Here is a 15,801-nt window from a genome sequence, read left to right on the forward strand (position 1 = left end):
ACGTGGCTGAACACGGCGTATCCGAGCGGTAACTATCTGAGTTTGATCAAGAACTGATCGATAGATAGCGGCATATAGGCAGGGCATAACGCGAGGCTTCCGGCAGGCGGGAGCCTCGCGTTTTTTATTCCCGCAAGCGCTTGCTCAAACCGTTGCCGTGTTTGCTGTCACCGTCCGCAGCCGCTTCAGCGCTTCGCCATTTTCCCGGAACAGATGCGTGTGGCGCAGGTTGAAACCTGCGTCTATGGAGTGCCCGTCAGCCGCTGTCGATTCTCCTGAGCCTTTCACCTGGATCAGAACGTCGCCATCCAGGTTCACATGCAGCAAGGTTTCCCCGCCAAGGTGCTCGACCACCATTACCGTGCCCGTCAGCTTCCCTTCCGCGCCGCTCGCGGGCGTCTCCATCAAATGCTCCGGGCGAATCCCGAAGCTCAGCGTGTCGCCGGTTTTTACACCATCTGCTGCGAACGGCAACGCAATAGACGCGCCTCTGGGCAACCCGATCGTTACCCCCATGGCGTCGGCGCGCTGAACCTTCGCGGGCAGGAAATTCATCTTCGGTGATCCGATAAACCCGGCAACAAAGCGGTTCACCGGCGATCTATAAAGCTCGAGCGGTGAGCCGACTTGTTCGACCTTCCCATGATTCAACACCACAATCCGGTCGGCCATGGTCATGGCTTCGGTCTGGTCGTGCGTCACGTAGATCATGGTTGCATTGAGCTGCTTATGCAGCTTGATCAGCTCAAGCCGCATCTGCACGCGCAATGCGGCGTCGAGATTGGACAAGGGTTCGTCGAAAAGAAACACCTTGGGTTCGCGCACGATCGATCGTCCGATTGCAACCCGCTGGCGCTGGCCACCCGACAACGCGCGCGGCTTGCGGTCGAGCAATTGCTCGATCTGAAGAATTTGCGCGGCGCGCTGCACACGCTCCTTGATCTGCGCTTCGGGCAGCTTGATCATCCGCAGTCCGAACGCAATGTTTTCGTACACCGACATATGCGGATACAACGCGTATGACTGAAACACCATCGCCACGCCGCGTTGCGACGGTTCGAGCTCCGTGACGTCTTCCCCGCCAATCAGTACTTGCCCCGAGTCGCTGCGTTCAAGGCCGGCAATGGTGCGCAGCAATGTGGACTTGCCGCACCCGGAAGGGCCGACGAACACCATGAATTCGCGGTCGGTCACTTCAATGTCGACACTCTTCAGCACCTCCATGCCGGCAAACGCCTTGCGGATCTGATGCAATTGAACTGCACTCATGCGTGTCTCCTGCAGATGCCCGATACCGAGGATTGGACTCGAGCAATGTTACGCGCGTTGCATGCGGTCCTGCCTTGCAACGCAGCAAGCGGTGCTTGTCGAATTTGTTCTTGACAACCTGTTCGCGTCCAAATATACAATTGTAAAACTGAAATTACAAGTGAAACGACGTTGGTGAAAACGCGTGAAGACCGCAGGCAGGAACGCAGCACAAGTCGGACCTTCAGCACGCTTGGACGGCTCAACCGGCCTTGACCGCTTTGGGCATTTTAAAAAGAACTACCCAGGAGACAGGCATGAAGAAGCAATGCACACAGGTGGCGGCGTTCGCGCTGCTGGGCGTTACGACATCCTTGCTAACAGTATCGAATGCGTCTGCATGGACGCTGAAGGAAGCTGCCGAGCCTTATTCCGGCACGACCATCAAGGCTATCTTTCTTGACCGGCCAGGTTACAAGGCGGCATCGAAATTGATTCCCCAGTTCGAGAAAGAAACCGGCATCAAGGTGCGCACTGAGGTTATCCCTTACGAGAACACCCGTGAAAAGCAGGTGCTCAATTTTGTGGGCGGCGGCGACCAGGACGTGGTGCTGGTCGACGTGGTCTGGATCGGCGAATTTGCGAGCAACAAGTGGCTCGTGCCCATCAAGACTTTCACGGACAACCCCAAGCTCGCGGACCCCAAGCTGAACCTGCCGGGCTTCTTTCCCATTCTTCTGGATTCGTTCGGCACGTGGGACAAGACCACTTACGGTCTTCCGTTCGATAACTACTCGGGCCTGATGTTCTACAACAAATGCATGTTGAAGGACGCGGGTTTCAACGAACCGCCGAAGACATGGGACGAATTGCTCAACGTCTACGCGCCGAAGCTGACCAAGCCCGACAAGAACCAGTTCGCGTACGCGCTGCAATCGCGGCGCGGCGAAACGCAATCCGCAGACAGTTTCATGCGCATGCTGTGGCCCAACGGCGGCTCGTTGCTCGATGCGAAGTTCAAGTCGAACCTGATGTCGCAGCAATCGCAGGCGGGCCTCGAGTATCGGCAAAAGCTGATGAAGTACATGCCGCCGGGCATTGTGGATTACGACCATGCGGAGGCCGTGAACGCGCTTGCGCAAGGGCAGGTTGCAATGATCACGGAATGGTCCGCGTTCTACCCGACCCTCACCGATCCCAGCAAATCCAAGATCGGCAATTGTCTTGCGATCACAACCGAGCCAAAAGGTCCGGCCGGACTCAAGCCCGCGCTTGGCGGATTTTCGCTCGCGGTGAATGCGAAGTCGAATGCGAAGAAGCAGGCGGCGTCATGGTTGTTCATTCAGTGGATCACGTCCGAAGAAATGGCCAGACCGTATCTGGATGCGGGCGGTGTAAGCGGCCGCACCGCGGTCTACAAGGAAGCGGACGTGCAGGGCAAGTATCCGTTCGTCAAGCCCATGGTGGAGTCGTGGCAAGGCGGGGTGCCTGACTACCGGCCGCGTTTCCCGGAATGGCCTGCTGTGTCCGAAGTGATCGGCGAGTGGGGCAGCAAGATCATGCTTGGCCAGGTGTCGGTGAAGGACGGTGCGCAGACCATTGGCACGAAGACGGAAGACATATTGAAGAAGGCGGGTTACTACGACGGCAAGAAGCCTTTGCTCAAGTAAGGCAGCGAGCAAGGTATCGCATGTGCGATGCCTTGCTTGGCTAAAGCTATAACCAGGCCAACCTGCGGAGACGCTTCATGCTCAAGACCACGGTTCCACCAGCGACAGGCGTAACGCGTCCATCCTCGCGTCCGCCCCCGCGCGCGCGTTTTCGCTTCGTGCCGCGTTCGCCCGCGTTCTGGTTCTTGTTTCCTGCCGTCGCTGCGCTGGCGATCATCGGCATCTATCCGCTGCTGCTCGCGGTCTACAACTCGTTTCATCAGTACAAGCTTGCGGACCTGGCTTCCGGCACACCGTTTGTCGGTCTGGGCAACTACGTCGCCACGCTTACTGATCCGTCGTTCTGGGGCGCGCTCGGGCGCACTGTGTTATTCCTCTGCCTGACCTTGCCCATCGAGATTGCGTTCGGCCTGTTTGCCGCATTGATGCTGCATCGCACGGCATTGCCGTGGCTGCGTGTTGCGGCGCGCGTCGGCCTCGTGATTCCGATGGCGACCACGTATGCGGTCGTTGGACTGATCGGCCGACTGATCTTCAACCGGCAGTTCGGCGTGGTCAACTATTTGCTGAGCTTCTTCGGCATTGCGCCGCTCGACTGGCTGGCTGACCCAACGCTCGCATTCGTCTCCGTGATGATCATGGACATCTGGCAATGGACGCCGTTCTGCGCGCTGATCCTGCTGGCCGGTCTCGCCATGGTGCCGACAGAAGCGGAAGAAGCCGCGCGCCTGGAAACGCCGAAGTGGAGCAAGATCCTGTGGCATTTGCAGCGGCCGTATCTGTTGCCGGGACTCACCGCCATCCTGATCCTGCGTTCCGCCGACATGCTCAAGATGTTCGATGCAGTGTTCACCATGACACGCGGCGGCCCCGGCACGGCGACCGAGTTCATCAGCATCTATATCCAGCGCGTCGCGTTCCGTCTCTTCGATCAAGGCATGGCGTCCGCGCAGGCGGTGCTGCTGCTGATCCTCACGATCGTGTTGTCGCGGCTCTACATTCGTTTTGTTTATCGGGAGGCCGTGTGAGCACATCCACATCATCGACGGCGGGCACCGCAGCCATTGCGCCGCTTTCGTCGCGCGCCCGACGCGCCAGGAATGCACGGCGTCGTGCAACGGTATGGCATGTGATCGGCTTGCTGATCGTGTTCCTCACGTCCGTGTTTCCGTTCTACTGGATGGTCACCACGAGCCTCAAGAGCCAGGCCGACGCACTCGCGGTGCCGCCGGTGTGGGTCTTCACGCCGACGCTCGCGCACTACACCGATGCGCTCTTCGAGCATGATGTCGCGGCGAGTCTGCTGAACTCGTTGATTGTCGCGAGCAGCGCGACGTTCCTCTCCATCCTGCTCGGCACGCCCGCGGCGTATGCGCTTGCTCGCTTCGAATTTCGCGGGAAGGAAGACCTCTGGTTCTGGTTCATATCGAACCGCATGGTGAGTCCTGTCGTGCTGGCGGTGCCGTTCTTCCTGATCGCAACGAAGCTCGATCTTGTCGATACGCATCTCGTGCTGATCCTGCTTTACCTCACATTCTCGCTGCCGATTGTCGTATGGATCTGCACGGATCAGTTCCGCAATATCCCGGTTGAACTCGACGAAGCCGCGCGTCTCGACGGTGCTTCGCCGTGGCGCATTTTCTGGCGCATCAACTTGCCGCTGGCCATGCCCGGCATTGTGGTCTCCGCGATCTTCGCATTCATCTTTTCATGGAACGACTTGCTGTATGCGCTGGTGCTCACGCGTACCGACGCCATCACCTCTCCCGTTGCAGCGACGAGCTACATGAGCGGATACGAATTGCCGTGGGGCGAAATCATGGCGACCGGCACGCTGATCGTGCTGCCGATGGTCGTCTTCGCGCTGGCGGTATCGGGCCGGCTCGTGCAGGGGCTGACCATGGGCGCGGTGAAATGAAAGGTGCCGTGCAGGGCGGTGCAAGCATGGGTGGATTACCATCGCGCCGTCCTTATCGAAACCCATCACGCACATGAACAAGTCCGCACCGCCCGCCGTCACCGCGCTCGCCGAACCCTCTGTGGATACCGAAGAGGAGTTGCAGGCGCGCGTGGCGTGGCACTACTACGTCGGCAACCTCACGCAACAGGAGATTGCGCAGCGCATTGGCAGCAATCGCGTGCGCGTGAACCGGCTGCTCGCCGCGAGCCGCGAATCCGGCATGGTGCAGATCACCATCAACAGCCGGCTCGCGCCGTGTGTCGCGCTCGAAGAAGCGCTCACCAAACGCTTCGGCCTGGAAGCCGCGGTCGTGGTTCCAACCGGCGCCGATAACGAAGCGAACATGGCCGCAATCGGGATTGGCGGTGCGAACTATCTTGCGCGCCAGATCGAGGCCGGGCAGACCATCGGGCTTGGCTGGGGACGCACGATCCGCGCCGTGCTGCGCGCGTTGCCGCAACGCGCCTACGGGCCGGTATCGGCGGTGTCGCTGCAAGGCGGGCTGTCGCATTGCCCGAGCATCAACACGTTCGATATTGTCTCGGACTTCGCGAACCTGTGCCAGGCGGACGGTTTCCTGTTCGCGGCGCCTATTTACGTGAGCAGCCAGAAAGTGCGCGACATGCTGTTGCAGGAAGACGCGGTACGCGAGACCTATGAGCGCGCGCGCCAGTCGGATCTGGCATTGCTGACCTGCGGCGATCTGACGGAATCGCTCGTGGTGACCTATGGCATCAACGATCCCGAACAGGTGCGCGCGCTTGAAAAAGCGGGCGCGGTGGGCGACATGCTCGGGCACTTCATGGACGCGGATGGCGAGGCTATCGATCATCCGCTGAACCGCCGCACGGTTGCAATCACGCTTGAAGACCTGCGCAAGATCCGCCGCGTGGTGCTGGTAAGCGGCGGCGCGAAAAAATTTGCGGTCACGCGCGCCGCGTTGCGCGGGCGTTATCCGTCGGTGCTGGTGACAGACGAAGAGACCGCGCGCCGTCTCTGCGATGAACCTTGAGAACATCATGAACGTGGATCGTAATCGCGAGTTTGAAGGCAGGACGGTGCTGATCACCGGCGCGGGCAAGGGCATTGGCTATGCGAGCGCGCGTCTGATGGCGGAGCGCGGCGCATACGTGGTCGCGTTGAGCCGGTCGCAAGCCGATCTGGATGCGTTGAGCGCGCTGATCGATTGCAAGACGGTTGCAGTCGATCTGGAAGATGCGGCAGCGGCATTGAAAGCGGCACGCGAAGCGCAGCCGGTGGATTTGCTCGTGAACTGCGCGGGCATTGTCGATCTCGAGCCCTTCCTCGACGCGACCACGGAATCGTTCGATCGCACCATGGCCGTCAACGTTCGCGCCGCAATGGTCGTCGCCCAGGAATGCGCACGCAGCATGATCGCCAGAGGGAAGGGCGGCGCGATTGTGAATGTGTCGAGCATCGCGGCCCAAGTCGGAACACCCTTGCATGCTTCGTATTGCGCATCGAAGGCCGCGCTCGATGCACTGAGCCGCGTGATGGCGGTCGAACTCGGCGTGCACGGCATCCGCGTGAACACGGTCAATCCGGTTGTCACGCTCACGCCCATGGCGGAAAAAGTCTGGAGCGAACCCGCCAAGTCGAATCCCATGCTGGCGCGTATTCCGCTGCGCCGGTTCGTGCAGCCCGAAGAAGCGGCGCGCACGATCGCTTATTTGCTCAGTGACGATTCAAGCATGGTCAATGGCGTAAGCCTTGCACTGGACGGCGGTTTTCAAGCCGGCTGAACTCTTTTATCCACGTTACCCATTTGCAGAGGGCTTCAATCATGGAAGCACTGGTTCTTGAAGAAGCGCGCCGCATCAGCTTGCGTCCGTTCACATTGCCGCAAGTCGTGGGGCCGCGCGACGTGCGCATCCAGATCAATACGGTCGGCATTTGCGGCAGCGACATTCACTATTATCAGCATGGCCGCATTGGACCGTTTGTCGTGAACGAACCCATGGTGCTCGGTCACGAAGCGGCGGGCACGGTGATCCAGATCGGCGACGAAGTCACGCATCTGAAAGCGGGCGATCGCGTCTGCATGGAGCCGGGCGTACCCGATATGGAATCACGCGCCTCGCGCGAGGGCATGTACAACCTCGATCCGAGCGTGCGCTTCTGGGCAACGCCGCCGGTTCATGGATGCCTCACGCCCTTCGTGGTGCATCCGGCGGCGTTCACGTTCAAGTTGCCCGACAACGTGAGCTTTGGCGAGGGCGCCATCGTCGAACCCCTGGCTATCGGCATGCAGGCCGCGACCAAGGCGAAGATTAAACCGGGGGATGTAGCCGTCATTCTCGGCGCGGGCACAATTGGCATGATGTGCGCGCTGGCGGCTCTTGCCGGCGGTTGCAGCCGCGCGATCGTGTGCGACCTCGTGCCGGAGAAACTTGAATTGATAGGCGGCGTGCAGGGCGTGACCGCCGTGAATATTCGCGATCGCAAGGTCAAGGACGTCGTCGCCGAACTCACCGGCGGCTGGGGCGCTAACATTGTCTTCGAAGCAAGCGGCAACGAAAAGGCGTTCGATGGCATTGTCGACCTGCTGTGCCCGGGCGGCTGCATCGTTCTGGTAGGCATGCCGCAGCATCCGGTTCCTATCGATATAGTCGCCGTGCAGATCAAGGAAGCGCGTTTGGAATCGGTGTTCCGCTACGCCAACATGTTCCCGCGCGCCATCCAATTGATCGCGTCGGGCCGGCTTGATGTGAAGCCGTTCATCTCGCGCTCGTTCGCATTCGCGGACGGCATCAAGGCCTTCGAAGAAGCGGCGAGCGGCAATCCGTCCGACGTCAAGGTTCAGATCGTCATGGAGTAGGCGTCACTTCCATTGATCGAGTAACGGACCTTCGCTTCCCGATACGGGGTCGCTGCGTGGAAACGGCAACGCTTCCATTGCAGCGATTTCTTCCTTCGACAACGCGTCGCGCCGGATGTCCCATTGCTGCCCTTCCGGGTACGCGCCGACAACCTGAAAGCGTCCTTCCGTCGATTGAAGACAATGGCCCGTTCCGGCTGGAAGCAGCACTACGTCGCCGGCTTCGAACGAGATCACGTCGCCGCCCGGACCGCCGATAATCACGTTCCCTTTCCCCGATATCACCGCGAGCGCTTCATGCGCCGTGGAATGAAAATGGTGGTAGTCGAAAATGCTGTCGCGCCACTGCGGCGGCCATTCGTTGCGCGTGAACAGCGCCTCGAAGGCCTTGCCGAGATCTTTCGTCGATGGATCGAGCGCACGCCGGTAGATCAGCACCGGCAAACGGCTGTTGTTCGGCACCCATTCGCGCGGCGCGAGCCTGAGCGCCTCATACGAAACGTCTGCCGGATGAAGCGTCGATTCACGATCGTGTTTCATGAAAACTCCTTGATTCGAGGGTCGGTAAAGACAACGCATTCACGAACGCGCGGCCTTTACATAGCGTGCAATGAATGTCCTGGTTTCGCCGTCTGGAAATGAAACGGCAACGCGGTCGCCGCTCACGAGTTCCACTTTGCCGGCGCCGTACTTGCGCACCTGAACCGCATCGCCGGGATGCCACGTTTTGACGGCGCGCCCGGGTGTTGACGCAGGCTGCTGCAGTTCGCGCGGGCTTGGCATGACCGTAGGCGGTGAAACACAGTTGTCGCATTTGCAGCAGACGCCGCCATCGAGTTCATCGGGCATGCTGGATGTCGAGACATGCAAACGCGCCGCATCGAGATGGGCGTGAAAATAATCGAGCAGAATGCGCCATCTGCATTGTCCGCTTTGCGCGTAACCGATCATTCGCTCCAGCACTTCGCGATCATGCGCGGCCATCGCGGTAAAGCGTTGCGCGGCCTCCTCCATGTCATGCGGCACGCCGTCACTCAGAGCGGTCACGGCGCCCTTGCTCGTGCGTCGCAGTATCCGCATGTCCTGCAGCACCAACAATACCGTTCGCAGCTTGTTCACGCCAATGTCCGGCAGTGCTTCGTGCAATGCGTCCACAGGTGCATGGATGGTCTTGCGTTCGCTCTCACGCGCGAGCCGGCGCAAGGCGTCGGCACAACGCGCGAGTGTCTCGGCGCCCGGATACCGGCCGCTCAGAAAGAACTGCTGCACCTGCTTGTCCTTTAGTTCGAACAACAGAATGCAGTGCGCTTCGCCGCCGTCGCGTCCCGCTCGCCCTGCTTCCTGATAGTAGGCTTCGAGGCTGCCCGGCATCTGATGATGAATGACAAAACGAATGTCAGGCTTGTCGATCCCCATGCCGAACGCATTGGTCGCCACCATTACACGGCAGCGGTTTTCCATGAACGCATCTTGCGCCGCTGTGCGCTCCGAAGCGGACATCCTGCCGTTGTACCGCTCGGCTTCTATCCCCGCTTCCACGAGTTCCACATGAATCGCGTTGCATTCTGCAACGGTCGAGCAATAGACAACGCCCGTGCCATCCAGCGCCGCGATCCGTTCGAGCAAGCGCGTTCGTTTCTCTCGCGGATTGGTCAACTGTTCGACCGCGAACCGCAGGTTGTCGCGATACACCCCGGTGTTGATGACCTGCGCGTCTTTCATGTCGAGTTCGCGCAGAATGTCCGCGACGACCGCGGGCGTGGCGGTTGCCGTAAGCGCCAGAACGGGCGGCCTGCCGAGCGCCTTGATGGATTGCAGCATTTCCACGAAAGCCGGACGGAAGTCATGGCCCCATTGCGATATGCAATGCGCCTCGTCGATCACGATCAACTGGACTTCGGGCTTGCCGTCCTTGTCGCGCTCGTTGAGCATCTCGACGAAATCGGCCTTCGCCAGCCGCTCGGGCGTCAGGAACAAGAAGCGGCTGTCGCCTGAATCGATATCGCGAATCGCCTGCCGTTCCTCCTCAGCCGAAAGCCCGCTGTGCAGCGCAACGGCCGCAATGCCGGATTCGCGCAGCTTGTCCGATTGATCCTTCATCAGCGATATGAGCGGCGACACCACGAGCGTCAAGCCGCCAAGCTGCAACGCCGGAAGCTGGTAGCACAGCGACTTGCCGGCCCCCGTTGGCATGACGGCGAGCGTGTCGCGGCCGTCCATGACGCTGCGTATGACCTGCTCCTGGCCGGGTCGCAGTGCATCGAGACCAAAGACATCTCGCAACGAAGCGTTCAAGCGTTTTTTCAGCGTGCCTTGAAGGAGTTCGCTGAGGGGTTTATCCAGCTTTGTCTCGGTCGTCACGGGATGCCTGCGGTGGTGGAGGGACGGTCTGCCTTTCCCTGCAGCATTTAGCAAACCCGATGCCGCCTCATATATTCGCTTCCAAATTGGATGCTGTTAGCTGTCATATTGCTTTCATTAATGAAACTTACACTTCGCCTTCATCGCGTATCGGTGAATTCAAAAACCGGGCGCGGCCCACCCACAAAACAGGACTCGAAGACGAAATGCAAGAGCAGCCCAAGCAAGCCAACGAAGCCAACCCGTCGCGCCGTAAAGCCTTGAAGCTACTGGCGGGCGCGCCCATGCTGCCCTTGGGCGCTTTCTCCCTGTCGACGCTGCTGTCCGGATGCGGCGGCAGCGACGACGCCGTCGCCAGCACGCCTGCATCGTTCAAGTCGGCGGCGTTTTCATCGATGGCCGCGCCTTCTCTTGCCAACGCCGCCGCCATGGCGACGACCACCGTTGCGTCCACGCTCACCGTGTCCATGAGCGACGGCAGCACGCAGGACTACAAGCTCGCGTACCAGCCATTCTTCGTGACCGGCGACATGGTCCCGAACGGCAACGGCGGCACGATCCTGAGCGGCGGTTATTACGACATCAACAATCAGCCGATCATCGACCGGTCGGTGCCGGGCAAGGAGCGCCAGTTCTATTCGGATTGCCCGGACGGCAGCTCACTGCTGTCACTGGATAAACCGACGGTCGCCGGCATCAAGGGCCGGGCAGTGTTCGCGGTCGTCCAGTTCGAATATGCAACGCGCGATCAAAACCTGGTCTCGGCGTATGGACAGTTGCCCTCGCCAATCGCGGTATTGACGCTCGATCAGGACCAGACCACGGGCAAGCTCACGCTCGTCAAGTATCACAACGTGGATACGTCGAAAGTGAATGGACTGTGGATCACGTGCGGCGCGAGCCTTTCGCCATGGAACACGCATTTGTCGAGCGAGGAGTACGAGCCGGACGCAACGACCATTTCGAGCAACGCGCAGTTCAAGGCCTACAGCACGAGCCTTTACGGCGACGAGGCGCGGGCCAATCCGTACAACTACGGCCACCTGCCGGAAGTGACGGTGAACCCCGACGGCACCGGCACGATCAAGAAGCACTATTGCCTCGGGCGCATCTCGCACGAACTGGTTCAGGTCATGCCGGACATGCGCACGGTCATGATGGGCGACGACGCCACCAACGGCGGCTTGTTCATGTTCATTGCGGATCGGGCGGAGGATTTGTCGTCCGGCACGCTGTATGTGGCGAAGTGGGCGCAGACGTCATCGGCGGGAGCGGGTTCGGCGAACCTGACATGGATCAGGATCGGCCACGCGGCCAGCGCCGAAATCCAGGCACTGGCTTCGAGCCTGAAGGCGTCGGACATCATGGATGTCGCGACCAAGGATCCGCTCGATACAAGCTTCAGCAAGATCAACTACAACGGCACGTTCAACTGGATCCGCATCAAGCCGGGCATGGAAAAGGCAGCCGCGTACCTGGAAACGCATCGCTATGCCGCCTTGATTGGCGGAAGCCTTGGCTTCACGAAACTGGAAGGCACGACCGTCAACGCAGCCGACAAGATCGTCTACACGGCGATGTCGCGCGTCGAGAAGTCGATGGTGAAGGGCAATGCGGCATCGACCGATGTCGCCGTGGATGCGGCGATCAACGCGGGCGCGGTCTACGCGCTCAATCTGAAGTCAGGGCAAAAGGACACGAGCGGCGCGGCTATCGACAGCGAATGGGTGCCGGTCGACATGGCAGCGCCTGCCGCGCTCGTGGGCGAAGACCTCGCCGCGCCCGATGCGCTCGGCAACACGGCGAGCGCCGCGAAGATCGCGAATCCGGACAACCTGAAGTTCTCGGAAAAACTGCGCACGCTCTTCATTGGCGAAGATTCGAGCATGCACGTGAACAACTTCCTGTGGGCCTACAACGTGGACACGAAGACTTTGTCGCGGGTGTTGTCGTGTCCGGCCGGCGCGGAATCCACCGGCCTTCATGCTGTCGATGAAATCAACGGCTGGACCTACATCATGACCAACTTCCAGCATGCCGGCGACTGGGAAAGCCCGGTCCACGACAAGGTGAAGGCCACGCTGGACCCGCTCGTGCGGGCCAACTACAAGGACCGCTTCGGGGCCACCGTGGGTTACCTCACCGCCGACACGACCAGCATCAGGCTCGGCAAGCGCCCAGGCTAGGAGCCTTTGCGATAGCCGTCATTCAGCGTCTTCAGGAACGCGATGATGTCCTTCATTTCCTGGTCCGTCATCGCGGGCTTGTCGCCAAGCTTGCGGTCGAAGGGCGCGTCGGCCACGTCGACGTTCGCGTGGAATTTCGCGGGCAGGTCGTCGTATTTGTTGACCTTGCCGTCGGCGCCCTTTGGATAGAACTTTTCGGGCGCGGTATTGCGCTCGTTGTAGAACGACATGACTTCGTCGAGCGAATGATAGACGCCGTTGTGGAAGAAGACCTGGCGCGTGGCGGCGTTGCGCAGCGTAGGCGTGAGGAACATGCCGCAATATTGCGTCTGGTCCTTGATGTCGCTGCGGAAGGGGCCGCACACACCCATGTCGAAGAACTTGGGATCCTGGTTGATCGTGAGTTTGGTATTGCGTGGTACGCCCAGCGCTTCGTACTGGTAGTCCGTGAACATCGGCGGCGTGCCGTCGGAACTCGGCTTCGACAAGTGGCAGCCGGCGCAGTTGGCCTTGTCGGGATCGTTGAAAAGACGCAGGCCGTGCAACTCGGCTTGCGTCAGGCGCGCCTTGCCCTCGAGCCAGTAATCGTACTTGCTCGAATACGGATGGAACGCCTGTTCCTCGATCTGATAGCGCGCGACGGCGAACATGGCTTCGGCGGTCGCAAGCTCCGTGCTCTTGAAAATGTTCGGGCCGAACAACTGCTTGAAGTCGCCCATGTAAGCGGTGCGCTGCAGTTTGGCGGAGACATCGTCGAGACTCGTGTTCGCCATTTCAACAGGATTGAGCATCGGGCCCGAGGCTTGGGCCTGAAGCGTGTCGGCGCGGCCGTCCCAGAAGAAACCGCCTTGCGGGACCATTGCGGGCGCGGCAGGCGCAACGCCCGCGTTCTTTTGCGCCCGGGCGGTGCCGGCAGCTTGGGAGGCGAGGGCGGCAAAGTCGGGCGGCGCTTCCGCTTCGCCGGCATCCGGCCCGATGCTGAAATTAGGCTGCAAATACAGGTACATCAGCGAAGGCGGCGGACGATAACCCTGCAACGTCATATGCGGTCCGCCCAGTTGCACCGACAGGTTGTTGGGCGGTCCGAACGCGCGGTCGGGACTGTGGCACGAGGCGCACGATTGCGTGCCCGATGCGGACAGGGATTTATCGAAGAAAATCTTTTGGCCAAGCAACGCCACCGCGCTCAGCGGCGCGACCGGCGGACGGCTCAGCAGGACGGGATTCGGGTTCGCGCCCGTCAGGTCTTCCACAATGTCGCCCACGCGCGCGGGCACGGTCGCCGGATATAGCACGGCCCAAACGCAAAACGCGATCGCGGCGGCGAGCGCCGTGGCGATGCACCAGAGCAGGACGATTTTCGGACGCGGCAGGCGTGGTTTCTGCCCGGCATTCGGCGACATGGAAGGTGTGGCGGTATGCGACATGGGGCCTGGGGATACGGGAAGCAGTAGTGAAAAAGTCGCCGCCCTTGAAGGGACGGCGACGAGGCACAAAGCGGACTTCAAACATCAGCCCGCGTCAGGCTGCGACGCGGGCGCCAAGCAAGAAAGCAAAAATCAGATGGTGGGAACCGATGCCACCGGCGTGCCCAGGTTCTGATCGATGAACACCTTCGGGTTGTTACCCGCGCCGCTGAAGTTGAACAGGCCCATGATGCTGCCGGACGTTGCATCGAACGAACCGCCGCCCAGGCGATTGCCATTGAGCCAGTTGTCTTCGATGAAGCGCGTGACAGATGCCTGGCTGATCTGCGTGTGGTCCACGTAGTTCACCTTCGCCCACGGCGAGATCACGACGAACGGCGTACGCGTGCCCGGACCGCAACGGCCATTGACCGGCGCGCCCTTCACACCCAGCGGAGCCGTGCCCGTGCCGCACTTGCCGGCGCTGCTCAACTGGTCTGCATTTGCGTCGAACGAAGCGGCCGTCGGCGTTGCGAAGGCATGGTCGTACCAGCCGTCCGAGTCATCCCACGCCACGATCACAGCGGTGCTCGCCCAATCCGGCTGCTGCTGCAGGAAGTTGACGACCTTCGAGGTGAACGCCTGTTCGTCGAGCGGATCCGAGTAGCCGGCATGGCCGTCCTGGAACGCCGGCGCCTTGATGAAGCTCACCGACGGATAGTTGCCAGCCTTGACCGATGCAAAGAAGTCGTCGGTGTCGTACTGGTGATTAGCCGGTTCCGGCGTCTTGCCATCGGCTTCGAGCGACAAGCCGATAACTGCCGTGGAGCTCGGACGCGCATGCGTCGGGTTGGCCGTCGACGTGTAGTACTGGAACCAGTTGTGATGCGGCACGTAGTCGGCCGTTGCCTGACCCACTACCGGCGACAACGTGCTGCGCTTGCAGGACGTCGTGCCGTTGCTGTTCACGGTGGCCAGGTTGAAGCCGCCCATGAAACCGCCCCACGAGATGTTCGCCGCGTTCAGCAGGTCGCCGATGTTCTTGCCTGCCATCAACGCCGTGTCGGTCGTGCTCGAACACACGTCGTTCGCCGGGTCGACGTCGTTGATCATCGTGAAGCCGCCCTGGCCGTCGTTGACGTAGTAGCCGCCCGTGTTCGTCGCGCTGACCGGACCCTGGCTCGCCTTGACGATCTGCATGCCGTTGGTCTGCCCCGACACCACTTCGAGCGCGCCCGGCGTCGACGGACCGTACGTGTCCGTGTAGGCGTTGTCGCTCATCGCGAAGTGCTGCGCATAGTTCCACAGGGCTCCGACCGTGTTGCCGTCGTAGTAACCCATGACCTGGCCAGCCGTACCGAACGAGCCAGCGCCGCCTGCCGTGCCCTTACCCGTGAACTTCGGGAAGAGGTCGGCTGCGCCGTTGTCATAGGCCTGTTGTTCTGCACGATAAGCGTGGTTCTGGTCGGCCGACGCGGCTTGCGTGCGGTCGAGGCGGAACGGGTTCGCAGCAGCCGTGCCGTTCGCCGTGTTCGTGAAGTTAAGGTTCGCCGTCAGCAGCGCTCCGCTCAGGCCATTCACCGCCGGCGTGCCTGCCGCGGCCGTGAACGCCGGCTCGCCGGCCGGGTTCGCTGCGTTCGGGTAGGTCGCGAAGTAATGATCGAACGAAACGTTCTCGTTGTAGATCACCACGACGTGCTTGATCGGTGTGGCCGTCGCGAGACGGTTCTGGATCGACTGTGACGAGTCGGGGTTGCTGTCGTTGCCGCCACCGCACGCATACAGGCCAATGGCCATTGCTGCAGTGGGTACGCCAACCAATAGGGCTCGACGAAACATGTGTGAAGCTCCGATGTCGTTTGTTGTGTGTAAAGCGTGTGGCCGTGTGGCCTTTGGGGACGAGTCCGGACTTGAAGACCATTTTTCGATCCGTCCGCATTGGAACACCTGCACATGAACCCCAAAAGGCGCTCCGCTTTCGTCATGGTTACTTCCACATAACAAGCAGAAAGAGTTGGTAAGGGCGGGTTCCAAAAAGATGACATGCTGGCAGTGCATGGTCATGGCGGCGTCACACAGCGCTCCGATAATTCGTGGCGCTGTAACCGTTTTCATTTTTTTCGGACAACCG

General features: G+C 60.7%; 12 protein-coding genes. 7 read left to right on the forward strand and 5 right to left on the reverse strand.

Annotation, left to right across the window (positions count from 1 at the left end; genetic code table 11):
• Positions 1-144: 144 nt before the first annotated feature.
• Positions 145-1,269 carry an ABC transporter ATP-binding protein gene (locus AWB64_RS28340; protein ID WP_060858737.1) on the reverse strand — a complete coding sequence of 375 codons (1,125 nt, stop codon included), beginning with the start codon at positions 1,267-1,269 and terminating at the stop codon, positions 145-147.
• A gap of 296 nt (positions 1,270-1,565) precedes the next feature.
• On the opposite strand from AWB64_RS28340, the gene AWB64_RS28345 reads away from it, so the two are divergent.
• The 6 genes from AWB64_RS28345 to AWB64_RS28370 all read left to right on the forward strand — a co-directional run bounded on the left by AWB64_RS28345 (position 1,566) and on the right by AWB64_RS28370 (position 7,717).
• A complete protein-coding gene (locus AWB64_RS28345) occupies positions 1,566-2,918 on the forward strand; it encodes an ABC transporter substrate-binding protein (protein WP_060858738.1) in 1,353 nt (450 codons plus the stop codon).
• 77 nt (positions 2,919-2,995) lie between these two features.
• Positions 2,996-3,946, forward strand: a complete 951-nt coding sequence (locus AWB64_RS28350) for a carbohydrate ABC transporter permease (RefSeq protein ID WP_082850669.1) — start codon at positions 2,996-2,998, stop codon at positions 3,944-3,946.
• Positions 3,943-4,836: a carbohydrate ABC transporter permease gene (locus AWB64_RS28355; RefSeq protein WP_082850670.1), complete on the forward strand. Its 894-nt coding sequence runs from the start codon at positions 3,943-3,945 to the stop codon at positions 4,834-4,836. The genes AWB64_RS28350 and AWB64_RS28355 overlap by 4 nt, the downstream gene beginning before the upstream one ends.
• Positions 4,837-4,909: 73 nt before the next feature.
• Positions 4,910-5,890, forward strand: coding sequence for a sugar-binding transcriptional regulator (locus AWB64_RS28360; RefSeq protein WP_060858739.1), 981 nt, complete (start codon positions 4,910-4,912; stop codon positions 5,888-5,890).
• A gap of 7 nt (positions 5,891-5,897) precedes the next feature.
• Positions 5,898-6,641 carry an SDR family oxidoreductase gene (locus AWB64_RS28365; RefSeq protein WP_060858779.1) on the forward strand — a complete coding sequence of 248 codons (744 nt, stop codon included), beginning with the start codon at positions 5,898-5,900 and terminating at the stop codon, positions 6,639-6,641.
• A gap of 41 nt (positions 6,642-6,682) precedes the next feature.
• Positions 6,683-7,717, forward strand: a complete 1,035-nt coding sequence (locus AWB64_RS28370) for an NAD(P)-dependent alcohol dehydrogenase (protein ID WP_060858740.1) — start codon at positions 6,683-6,685, stop codon at positions 7,715-7,717.
• A 3-nt stretch (positions 7,718-7,720) separates the two neighbouring features.
• Here AWB64_RS28370 and AWB64_RS28375 read toward each other — a convergent pair whose 3' ends face one another.
• Together AWB64_RS28375 and AWB64_RS28380 are read right to left on the reverse strand one after the other, a co-directional pair.
• Positions 7,721-8,257 carry a cupin domain-containing protein gene (locus AWB64_RS28375; RefSeq protein ID WP_060858741.1) on the reverse strand — a complete coding sequence of 179 codons (537 nt, stop codon included), beginning with the start codon at positions 8,255-8,257 and terminating at the stop codon, positions 7,721-7,723.
• 39 nt (positions 8,258-8,296) lie between these two features.
• Positions 8,297-10,078 carry a RecQ family ATP-dependent DNA helicase gene (locus tag AWB64_RS28380; RefSeq protein ID WP_244164236.1) on the reverse strand — a complete coding sequence of 594 codons (1,782 nt, stop codon included), beginning with the start codon at positions 10,076-10,078 and terminating at the stop codon, positions 8,297-8,299.
• A gap of 206 nt (positions 10,079-10,284) precedes the next feature.
• Between AWB64_RS28380 and AWB64_RS28385 the strand changes: the two genes are divergently transcribed.
• On the forward strand, positions 10,285-12,264 hold the full coding sequence (locus tag AWB64_RS28385) for a PhoX family protein (RefSeq protein ID WP_060858742.1): 1,980 nt from the start codon (positions 10,285-10,287) through the stop codon (positions 12,262-12,264).
• Here AWB64_RS28385 and AWB64_RS28390 read toward each other — a convergent pair.
• Positions 12,261-13,691 (reverse strand): cytochrome-c peroxidase, encoded by a 1,431-nt coding sequence (locus tag AWB64_RS28390; protein WP_060858743.1) that lies wholly within the window; start codon positions 13,689-13,691, stop codon positions 12,261-12,263. The two genes, AWB64_RS28385 and AWB64_RS28390, sit on opposite strands and share 4 nt — an antisense overlap.
• A 132-nt stretch (positions 13,692-13,823) precedes the next feature.
• Entirely contained in the window at positions 13,824-15,509 is a 1,686-nt protein-coding gene (locus AWB64_RS28395; RefSeq protein WP_060858744.1) for a phospholipase C, read from the reverse strand.
• Between the last annotated feature and the right edge of the window lie 292 nt (positions 15,510-15,801).

The sequence above is a fragment of the Caballeronia sordidicola genome (genome assembly GCF_001544455.2).
Classification (GTDB): domain Bacteria; phylum Pseudomonadota; class Gammaproteobacteria; order Burkholderiales; family Burkholderiaceae; genus Caballeronia; species Caballeronia sordidicola.

Excerpts from the sequence above, each read along its gene's own strand:
- AWB64_RS28365 (WP_060858779.1), top strand. The coding sequence starts at position 5,898 with ATGAACGTGGATCGTAATCGCGAGTTTGAAGGCAGGACGGTGCTGATC.
- AWB64_RS28340 (WP_060858737.1), bottom strand. The coding sequence starts at position 1,269 with ATGAGTGCAGTTCAATTGCATCAGATCCGCAAGGCGTTTGCCGGCATG.
- AWB64_RS28360 (WP_060858739.1), top strand. The coding sequence starts at position 4,910 with ATGAACAAGTCCGCACCGCCCGCCGTCACCGCGCTCGCCGAACCCTCT.
- AWB64_RS28390 (WP_060858743.1), bottom strand. The coding sequence starts at position 13,691 with ATGTCGCATACCGCCACACCTTCCATGTCGCCGAATGCCGGGCAGAAA.
- AWB64_RS28350 (WP_082850669.1), top strand. The coding sequence starts at position 2,996 with ATGCTCAAGACCACGGTTCCACCAGCGACAGGCGTAACGCGTCCATCC.
- AWB64_RS28345 (WP_060858738.1), top strand. The coding sequence starts at position 1,566 with ATGAAGAAGCAATGCACACAGGTGGCGGCGTTCGCGCTGCTGGGCGTT.
- AWB64_RS28395 (WP_060858744.1), bottom strand. The coding sequence starts at position 15,509 with ATGTTTCGTCGAGCCCTATTGGTTGGCGTACCCACTGCAGCAATGGCC.
- AWB64_RS28370 (WP_060858740.1), top strand. The coding sequence starts at position 6,683 with ATGGAAGCACTGGTTCTTGAAGAAGCGCGCCGCATCAGCTTGCGTCCG.
- AWB64_RS28375 (WP_060858741.1), bottom strand. The coding sequence starts at position 8,257 with ATGAAACACGATCGTGAATCGACGCTTCATCCGGCAGACGTTTCGTAT.
- AWB64_RS28385 (WP_060858742.1), top strand. The coding sequence starts at position 10,285 with ATGCAAGAGCAGCCCAAGCAAGCCAACGAAGCCAACCCGTCGCGCCGT.